Here is a 9,013-nt window from a genome sequence, read left to right on the forward strand (position 1 = left end):
CCGGGGCACAATCTCTTAGTAGGAATCGACCATCATTCCTGGCGGGCATAGTGCTCACCGGCCGGCGGCTCGGTGACCAGCTTCTCGCCAACTAGGCATAAACCTCGTCAACGACTCGCTGATCGAACCCCATTAGGCGGGCACAACACCAAGTCTGGCTCCCCAGTGACCATTGTGGCCGATGTTAACGGCCGAGCCGGGAAACCACTTCGGCGACAACGGATTCCAGCTGCACCGAGACCTGCTGCCCGGTGGACAGATCCTTCACGCCGACCGTACCGGCGTCGATGTCGCGATCGCCGGCCACCATGGCGATACGCGCGCCGGAGCGATCGGCCGCGCGCATCGCACCCTTGAGGCCACGGTCGCCATACGCCAAGTCGACGCGGACGCCGGCGGCGCGCAGTTGGCCGCCCAGCACCGCCAGCCGCAACTTGGCCTGTTCACTGAGCGGCACCCCGAACACGTCGCAACGCGGAATGGTTCCCACGCTTTTCCCCTCGGCTCGCAGCGCGAGCAACGTGCGGTCGACACCGAGCCCGAAACCAATGCCGGACAAGTCTTGTCCACCGAGTTGACGCATCAGTCCGTCGTAACGCCCGCCGCCGCCGATGCCGGACTGCGCCCCGAGCCCATCGTGGACGAACTCGAAGGTGGTCATCGTGTAATAGTCGAGCCCGCGCACCATCCGGGGGTTGATCGCGTAACGCACCCCGAGTGCGTCGAGGTGGGCCAGCACGGTGTCGAAGTGTTGCTTGGCGACGTCGGACAGGTGGTCCAGCATCACCGGGGCGTCGGCCGTCCTCGCCCGGATCTCCGGGCGCTTGTCGTCAAGCACCCGCAGCGGGTTGATCTCGGCGCGCTTGCGGGTCGGCTCGTCCAGGTCGAGCTTGAACAGAAACTCCTGCAACAGCTCTCGATACTGGGGGCGGCAGGTGTCGTCGCCCAATGACGTGATCTCCAGGCGAAAGCCGTCGAGGCCCAACGAGCGGAAGCCGGCGTCCGCGACGGCGATCACCTCAGCGTCGAGCGCCGGGTCGTCGACGCCGATCGCCTCGACACCGACCTGCTGCAGCTGGCGGTAGCGGCCGGCCTGGGGCCGTTCGTAGCGGAAGAACGGGCCTGCGTAGCACAGCTTGACCGGCAGCGCGCCGCGGTCGAGGCCGTGCTCGATCACCGCGCGGATCACACCGGCGGTGCCTTCGGGTCGCAACGTCACCGACCGGTCACCGCGATCGGCGAAGGTGTACATCTCCTTGGACACGACGTCGGTGGACTCTCCCACTCCGCGGGCGAATAGCGCTGTGTCCTCGAAGACCGGCAACTCGATGTCGCGGTAGCCCGCCCGGCGGGCGGTGTTCAGTAAGCCGTCGCGCACCGCGACGAACGCCGCCGAGTCGGGCGGAACGTAGTCCGGCACACCCTTGGGCGCAGCGAAAGCCGGGACTTCCGTCACGGGCTCAAACCTTGAAGGAAGGGGTTAGCCCGACGTTCGGCGCCGATCGTGGTCGAGTTCCCGTGCCCGGGCAGCACCACAGTCTTGTCACTGAGCACCAGCAACTTGTGGACGAGCGAGTTGAGCAGGTCGCGACCGCTACCGCCCCACAGGTCGGTGCGGCCGATCGACCGCTCGAACAGCGTGTCGCCGGTCAGGACCACCTCCGAGGCGTCGTCGGCGACCCGAAAGACAACCGATCCGCGGGTGTGACCGGGCGTGTGATCGACAGTCACGGTGATGTCGGCCAGGTCGATCTTGTCGCCGTCGCGGTCCAGCTCGATCACCTGCTTGGGTTCGGAGAACGCGGCGCTGAACAGAAGCTGACCCAAGCGGGGGCCGATGCCTTTGATCGGGTCGGTCAGCATCAACCGATCCTCGGGGTGGATGTACGCCGGGCACCCGAACGTATCGGACACCTTCTGCGCCGACCAGATGTGATCGATGTGCCCGTGGGTCAACAGCACCGCGGCCGGGGTCAGCCGATTCTTGTCCACGATCTGCCGCAGCGGACCCATCGCGCGCTGGCCCGGGTCGACGATGATGGCGTCCGATCCGGGCCGCTGCGCCAGCACGTAGCAGTTGCATTGCAACAATCCGGCAGGGAACGCGGAGATCAACACGGTTTCCAGTCTCGCACTCGGTGGGCACTCGGTGAGCCGCAAGGGTCGCGCCACCCGCTCCCGCGGTGAACTGGCACACTCTGTGCTGACTGACCGGAACTGATGGAGGGATATCGGCGGTGCCGACCAACGAACAGCGACGTGCGTCAGCCAAGCGCAAACTTCAACGGCAGCTGGAACGCCGTGCCGAGCAGGCTCGACGGCGGCGGCTCCTCGTCCTCGCCGGCGCCGGGGTCGCACTGGTGCTCGTCATTGCCGCGGTGGGCACGGTGCTGTTCCTCAACCGCGAGCACCAGAAGAAACCCGCAACCGCCAGCCCGTCGACCAGCTCGACAACGGGATCGGCCGCCGGGGTGGCTGCGTTGCCGTCGTTCACGGCGTCGGCCGACATCGGCTCCAAGTGCGACTACCCCCCGTCACCGGAACCGGCCAGCAAGCCGGTCAACCCGCCCAAGACGCAGGGCGGCAAAGTGCCGACCGATCCCGCACAGGTCAGTATCAGCATGGTCACCGACCAGGGCAATATCGGCCTGCTGTTGGCTAACAACAAATCCCCGTGCACGGTCAACAGCTTCGTCAGCCTGACCACGCAGAAGTTTTTCGACGACACCAAATGCCACCGGCTGACCACGTCGGCTTCGTTGGGCGTCTTACAGTGCGGTGACCCGACCGGCGACGGCACCGGCGGCCCGGGCTACTCGTTCGCCAACGAATATCCGAGCGACCAATACAAGCCCGAAGACCCCGCAGCGCACCAGCCGGTGCTCTACCCGCGCGGAACGTTGGCCATGGCCAACAGCGGACCGAACACCAACGGCAGCCAATTCTTTCTGGTGTACAAAGACTCCCAGCTACCACCGGAATACACCGTTTTCGGCACCGTCCAGCAAGACGGGCTGGCCACCCTGGACAAGATTGCCAAGGGCGGCGTGGCCGGCGGCGGCAGTGACGGCGCGCCCGCCACCCCGGTCACCATCAAATCGGTGAAGCTGGACTGATGGCGTCTCACCAACCTTTCCGCAGCCCTGGCGCGGCGGCCAAGCGCCGAAACGTCATCCTCGCGTCGGTCGCGGCCGGACTCGCGATTGTCGCCATGATCGCCGTGGTCGCGATCGTGCTGATACTTCCCGACCATGACGTCCCCGCCGGGTCCTCGTCCGCGTCGTCCGCCACGACCACTTTCACTGAGCCCACCACCACAGCGCAACCGCTTACCACGACAGCTGCTCCGCTGCAGGGCGTCCCGGGCTTGCCGCAGTTCAAACCTAGTGCGGACATCGGCGGGAACTGTCGATACGCGCCCACGTCAGACCAGACCGGCAAGCCGGTCAATCCGCCCCGATCGGGCCAGGTTGCGACGGATCCCGCGCATGTCGCGGCAACCATCGACACCACCGCCGGAGTCATCGGCTTACAGCTGGCCAAGAACGAATCACCCTGCACAGTCAACAGTTTCGTCAACCTCGCGCAGCAGAAGTTCTTCGACGGCAGCCCATGCCACCGGTTGACCACCTCACCCGGGCTCAGCGTCTTGCAGTGCGGCGATCCGAAAGGCGACGGCACGGGCGGGCCGGGCTATAAATTCGCCGACGAATACCCCACCGACCAGTACCCGCCCGACGATCCCGCCGGACATCAACCGGTGGTCTACCCACGCGGCACCCTGGCAATGGCCAACAGCGGACCGAACACGAACGGCAGCCAGTTCTTCCTGGTGTACAAAGACTCCGAATTACCGCCGAACTACACGGTATTCGGCACGATCGGAGAAAACGGGCTGGCCACGTTGGACAAGATTGCCGCGAGCGGGGTCTCGCGCGGCCGCGACGACGGCCCGCCCGCCACTGCCGTCACCATCAATTCCGTGCGGCTGGGCTGAGCGCCCACCCAGTCGCGAAACCCCTTACGCCGCCGATGTCACCCGGTAGACGTCGTAGACGCCCTCGACGTTGCGCACCACATCCAGCAGATGACCGAGATGCTTCGGATCGCCCATCTCGAAGGTGAACCGGCTGATCGCGACTCGGTCGCCGGAGGAGGTGGTCACCGACGCCGACAGTATGTTCACTTTCTCGTCGGCCAGCACCCGCGTCACGTCCGACAGCAGCCGGTGCCGGTCGAGTGCCTCGACCTGAATCGCCACCAGGAACACCGATGACGGCGACGGCGCCCAGAGCACCTCGATGATCCGCTCGGACTGCTGCTGCAGCGACGAGGCGTTGGTGCAGTCAGTGCGGTGCACGCTGACTCCGCCGCCGCGGGTGACGAAACCCAGGATCTGATCGCCCGGCACCGGGGTGCAGCATTTGGCAAGCTTGGTCAGCACGCCGGGAGCGCCGGGAACGGCAACGCCCACATCGTCGTTGCTGCGCTGGCGTTGCGGCATCGTCGTCGGAGTCGAGCGCTCGGCCAGTTCCTCCTCGGCCTGGTCGATGCCGCCCAGCTCGGCGAGCAGCCGTTGCACCACATGCTTGGCCGACACATGGCCCTCACCGATCGCGGTGTAGAGCGCGGACACGTCGCTGTAGTGCAGCTCGGTGGCCACCGCGGCCATCGATACGCCGTTCATCAAACGCTGCAAGGGAACCCCGCCGCGGCGCACTTCGCGAGTGAGCGCGTCTTTACCGGTTTCGAGCGCTTCTTCGCGCCGCTCCTTGGCGAACCATTGCCGGATCTTGGTCTTGGCGCGCGGTGACACCACGAACTGCTGCCAATCCCGCGACGGTCCGGCATTGGCGGCGGCCTTGGAGGTGAATACCTCCACGACTTCCCCGTTTTCCAGTTTGCGTTCCAGCGCAACGAGTCGTCCGTTGACGCGGGCGCCGATGCAGCGGTGCCCGACCTCGGTGTGCACCGCGTAGGCGAAGTCCACCGGCGTCGACCCCGTCGGCAGCGTGATCACATCGCCCTTCGGGGTGAACACGAATATCTCTTGTACGGCAAGGTCGTAACGCAACGACTCCAGGAACTCACCGGGGTCGGCGGCTTCTCGCTGCCAGTCGAGCAGTTGGCGCATCCAGGCCATGTCGTCGATCTCGGCGGCCGCATTTGAAGCCGGGATACCGTTGCGGCCCTTGGCTTCTTTGTAACGCCAGTGCGCGGCGATCCCGTATTCGGCGGTGCGGTGCATGTCGCGGGTGCGGATCTGCACCTCCAACGGCTTGCCTTCCGGCCCGACAACGGTGGTGTGCAGCGACTGGTACACCCCGTACCGCGGCTGGGCGATGTAGTCCTTGAACCGGCCGGCCATCGGCTGCCACAGCGAATGCACCACGCCCACAGCGGCATAACAATCCCGGATCTCGTCGCACAGGATCCGGATGCCGACCAGGTCGTGAATGTCGTCGAAGTCGCGGCCCTTGACGATCATCTTCTGATAGATCGACCAGTAGTGTTTGGGCCGGCCCTCCACGGTCGCCTTGATCTTCGACGCGCCCAGCATGGAGACGATCTCGGTGCGGACTTTGGTCAGATAGGTGTCCCGCGACGGCGCCCGGCCCGCCACCAACCGCACGATCTCGTCGTACTTCTTGGGGTGCAGGATCGCGAACGACAGATCCTCGAGCTCCCACTTCACCGTGGCCATACCCAACCGATGCGCAAGCGGGGCAATGACTTCCAGGGTCTCGCGGGCTTTCCGCGCCTGCTTCTCCGGCGGCAGGAAACGCATGGTCCGCATGTTGTGCAGCCGATCGGCCACCTTGATCACCAGCACCCGCGGGTCACGGGCCATCGCGATGATCATCTTGCGGATCGTCTCGCCCTCGGCGGCGGTGCCCAGCACCACCCGGTCCAGCTTGGTCACCCCGTCGACGAGATGGCCCACCTCGTCACCGAACTCTTCGGACAACGCCTCCAGGGTGTATCCGGTGTCTTCGACGGTGTCGTGCAGCAGGGCGGCGACCAGCGTGATGGTGTCCATGCCCAGCTCGGCCAGGATGTTGGCGACGGCCAACGGGTGGGTGATGTAGGGGTCCCCCGAGTGCCGCAGTTGACTGGCGTGCCGCTGATCGGCGACGTCGTAGGCCCGCTGCAGCAGCGACACGTCGGCTTTGGGGTAGATCTCGCGGTGTACCGCCACCAGCGGTTCGAGCACCGGATTCAGCGCGCTGCGCTGAGCGGTCATCCGTCGCGCCAGCCGTGCGCGGACCCGCCGTGACGCGCTGGTGGATGTCTTGAGGGTGTCCGGCGACAGCTTCGCCGTCGACTCGGCTGCGGAGACCTCGGCCTGCGGCTCGGTGGCGGCCTCGGCCGGCTGCGAGTCCTGCGACGTTTCCGAGGTTTCTAAGGTTTCCGAGGTTTCTAAGGTTTCTAAGGTTTCCGAGGCAGACTGCACCGCTTGCATGGTGCCCTGGTTGTCCGCCACGTTCGTCACCTCCGAACCTTCAGAGTATCCGGTGTCAGATTGCCCCGCTCCTCCTCATCGCGTCCCCTCGCTTCGCTGGGGTACCCCCGAGCGCTCTGCATCGTCGCCGGACTGCCTATCACATTGTCCGGCTCCTCCTCATCGCGTCCCGTCGCTTCGCTGGGGTACCCCCGCGCGCTCTGCATCGTCGCCGGACTGCAACGCAGAGGGAATCAACGGCTCGTCGAGCAGCCGGCCGAACCGCTCGACCAAGCTGACGTCGTCCGGGCGTTGGTCCAGCCAAGCCCGCAGCAACCGGTAGCCCTCGACGTAGGTGCTGGTGTAGGCCCGCCACAGCGGCGACAGCAGAAACCTCAACATCTGGCGCGCCCTGTCGTCGGGCACACACAGCCAGCGCCGAAGATAAGCGGCTACGTCGTCGATATCGCGATCTTCGTCGTGCAGCATCAGCGCCGCGTCCTGGCGCACCCCGGCCAGGGCCGCCGTCGCATCGGCGATCGCCTCGGCACGCTCGCCGTCGAACCGCAAACCCAGGTCAGCGTAGATGTCGGCGGCCCACCGGCCCCAGCGGGGACCGATGGCGGCGTACAAGGCCAGATCGGCCAGTCCTTCGGCCATCAGGCACTGCGGTGTATTGACCAGGAAGATGGTCTGTTCGGCCTGCCCTTCCCGCCGCACCAGACCGGCCTCTTTGCGGCAGTGCTCGGTGTGGTGGCCTGGGTAGGACTCGTGGGCGACCAGCCGGGGCAGTTGCGACATCAATTGTTTGACGTCGGCGTTGACGGCTACCGTGGAGCGGTAGTCGCCCAGGTAGTAGTTGAATCCTGACCAGGGCTTGTCGGTGACGACCTCGTAGCTCACGGTCTCGTGTTCAGGCAGCGGGTACTCCGCCCGCACCCGGTCCCGAAGTGCGCTGGAGAACGCGGCGATGCATTCAGCCAACCGTTCCGGCGGGATCTCCTCGCCGGCGCGGTAGGCAGCCATTCGGTCAACCAGCGCGCCGGTACCGCCGAGCAAATCGTCGAGCCGGCTATGCGCTTCGCGGTAGGCCGCGACGTCGCCCTTGCCGATACGCACGTCGAAGTAGTTGTGCACTTCGTCGACGAATCCGACCTGGTGTCCGGCGAATCTACGTGCGGCGCAGGCGACGGCGCGTAGGTGCGCACCGATGTAGTCGGCGCGCTGCTGATCGAATCCACCATGGTGCGGCACGTCCGGCAGCGCGGCAAGAAGTCGATCTGCCTGAGAGGCCAAGGCGGCCGGGTCGGGGGCGGGTTCGTCGTCGACGGCCCGTCTGAGCGCGGGATCGCCGATGAAGGAGTCGACGTAGCCGGACTCGACCCGGTCGAAGCGCAGTCCCAGCAGCAGGTACTCGCGGATGAGGTCGGCAGGCTGCATACGCCCACGATAAACCGCCCCAGCCGCTGCAGTGGCCGCCGTTGCTGCAAGACTGACGCTATGCCGCGGCTGAGCGAGCCGAGCCCCTATGTGGAGTTCGACCGAAGTCAGTGGCGTTCGTTGCGTCAGTCGACGCCGCTGGCCCTCACTGAAGAAGAACTGATCGGTTTGCGCGGGCTCGGCGAGCAGATCGACATGCTCGAAGTAGAAGAGGTATACCTGCCGCTGGCCCGGCTGCTACACCTTCAGGTCGCCGCCCGGCAGCGGCTGTTCGCCGCGACGGCGGAGTTCCTCGGCGAGCCGCAGCGAAATCCGGACCGCCCGGTGCCGTTCATCATCGGCGTGGCCGGCAGCGTGGCGGTGGGCAAATCCACCACCGCCCGCGTGCTCCAGGCGCTGCTGGCCCGCTGGGAACACCACCCGCAGGTGGACTTGGTGACCACCGACGGGTTCCTCTACCCGAATTCTGAGCTGACGCAACGAAGTTTGATGCACCGCAAAGGTTTTCCCGAAAGCTACGACCGCCGCGCGTTGATGCGCTTTGTCACCTCGGTGAAGTCGGGCTCGGATCACGCGTGCGCACCGGTGTATTCGCACCTGCTCTACGACATCATCCCGGGCGCCAAACAGGTTGTCCGGCATCCGGACATCCTGATTCTCGAAGGTCTCAATGTCCTGCAGACCGGGCCGACGTTGATGGTGTCCGACCTGTTCGACTTCTCGCTCTACGTCGACGCGCGCATCGAGGACATCGAACAGTGGTACGTCTCGCGATTCTTGACCATGCGCACGACGGCGTTCGCCGACCCGGCGTCGCATTTCCATCACTACTCACGGCTCAACGACCATCAGGCCGTCGCCGCCGCCCGGGAGATCTGGCGGTCGATCAACCGACCGAACCTGGTCGATAACATTCTGCCCACCCGGCCGCGGGCCACGTTGGTCCTGCGCAAAGACGCCGACCACGCCATCAACCGGCTGCGTCTGCGCAAGCTCTAGCTCGCTGCGGCGCACCGCTCGGGGGTTGTGACGATCCGCTGCACCCGGCTCCGCCGCGCTTGAGATCGCCACGCAAGCCGATGCGGGGCCGCACGCCGCAACCTCTGACGGCGGCGCCCCGCACCGGCGGGC

7 protein-coding genes are annotated in these 9,013 nt (G+C 66.0%); 3 read left to right on the forward strand and 4 right to left on the reverse strand.

What is annotated here, in order from left to right:
* Positions 1 to 184: 184 nt before the first annotated feature.
* Both hisS and WA317_RS16900 read right to left on the reverse strand, forming a co-directional pair.
* Positions 185 to 1,456, reverse strand: a complete 1,272-nt coding sequence (gene hisS, locus WA317_RS16895; protein ID WP_425174122.1) for a histidine--tRNA ligase — start codon at positions 1,454 to 1,456, stop codon at positions 185 to 187.
* Positions 1,453 to 2,118 carry an MBL fold metallo-hydrolase gene (locus WA317_RS16900; RefSeq protein WP_425174123.1) on the reverse strand — a complete coding sequence of 222 codons (666 nt, stop codon included), beginning with the start codon at positions 2,116 to 2,118 and terminating at the stop codon, positions 1,453 to 1,455. Before WA317_RS16900 ends, hisS begins: the two co-directional genes overlap by 4 nt.
* A 119-nt stretch (positions 2,119 to 2,237) precedes the next feature.
* Here WA317_RS16900 and WA317_RS16905 point away from each other — a divergent pair, with 119 nt between their 5' ends.
* Positions 2,238 to 3,116: a peptidylprolyl isomerase gene (locus WA317_RS16905; RefSeq protein WP_425174124.1), complete on the forward strand. Its 879-nt coding sequence runs from the start codon at positions 2,238 to 2,240 to the stop codon at positions 3,114 to 3,116.
* Entirely contained in the window at positions 3,116 to 3,997 is an 882-nt protein-coding gene (locus WA317_RS16910) for a peptidylprolyl isomerase (RefSeq protein ID WP_425174125.1), read from the forward strand. Before WA317_RS16905 ends, WA317_RS16910 begins: the two co-directional genes overlap by 1 nt.
* Before the next feature lie 24 nt (positions 3,998 to 4,021).
* Here WA317_RS16910 and WA317_RS16915 read toward each other — a convergent pair whose 3' ends face one another.
* Together WA317_RS16915 and WA317_RS16920 are read right to left on the reverse strand one after the other, a co-directional pair.
* Positions 4,022 to 6,493, reverse strand: coding sequence for a RelA/SpoT family protein (locus WA317_RS16915; protein ID WP_425174126.1), 2,472 nt, complete (start codon positions 6,491 to 6,493; stop codon positions 4,022 to 4,024).
* A gap of 129 nt (positions 6,494 to 6,622) precedes the next feature.
* The gene (locus WA317_RS16920; RefSeq protein WP_425174127.1) at positions 6,623 to 7,882 is read right to left on the reverse strand and encodes a DUF885 domain-containing protein; all 1,260 of its coding nucleotides are present in this window, start codon (positions 7,880 to 7,882) and stop codon (positions 6,623 to 6,625) included.
* A gap of 60 nt (positions 7,883 to 7,942) precedes the next feature.
* On the opposite strand from WA317_RS16920, the gene coaA reads away from it, so the two are divergent.
* Positions 7,943 to 8,881 (forward strand): type I pantothenate kinase, encoded by a 939-nt coding sequence (gene coaA / locus WA317_RS16925; protein ID WP_425174128.1) that lies wholly within the window; start codon positions 7,943 to 7,945, stop codon positions 8,879 to 8,881.
* The last annotated feature ends 132 nt before the right edge of the window (positions 8,882 to 9,013 follow it).

The organism is Mycobacterium sp. (assembly GCF_049802695.1).
Taxonomy (GTDB): Bacteria; Actinomycetota; Actinomycetes; order Mycobacteriales; family Mycobacteriaceae; genus Mycobacterium.

What these genes read in the sequence shown, in the direction of transcription:
- WA317_RS16920 (WP_425174127.1), bottom strand. Translation starts at nt 7,882, where the DNA reads ATGCAGCCTGCCGACCTCATCCGCGAGTACCTGCTGCTGGGACTGCGC.
- coaA (WP_425174128.1), top strand. Translation starts at nt 7,943, where the DNA reads ATGCCGCGGCTGAGCGAGCCGAGCCCCTATGTGGAGTTCGACCGAAGT.
- WA317_RS16910 (WP_425174125.1), top strand. Translation starts at nt 3,116, where the DNA reads ATGGCGTCTCACCAACCTTTCCGCAGCCCTGGCGCGGCGGCCAAGCGC.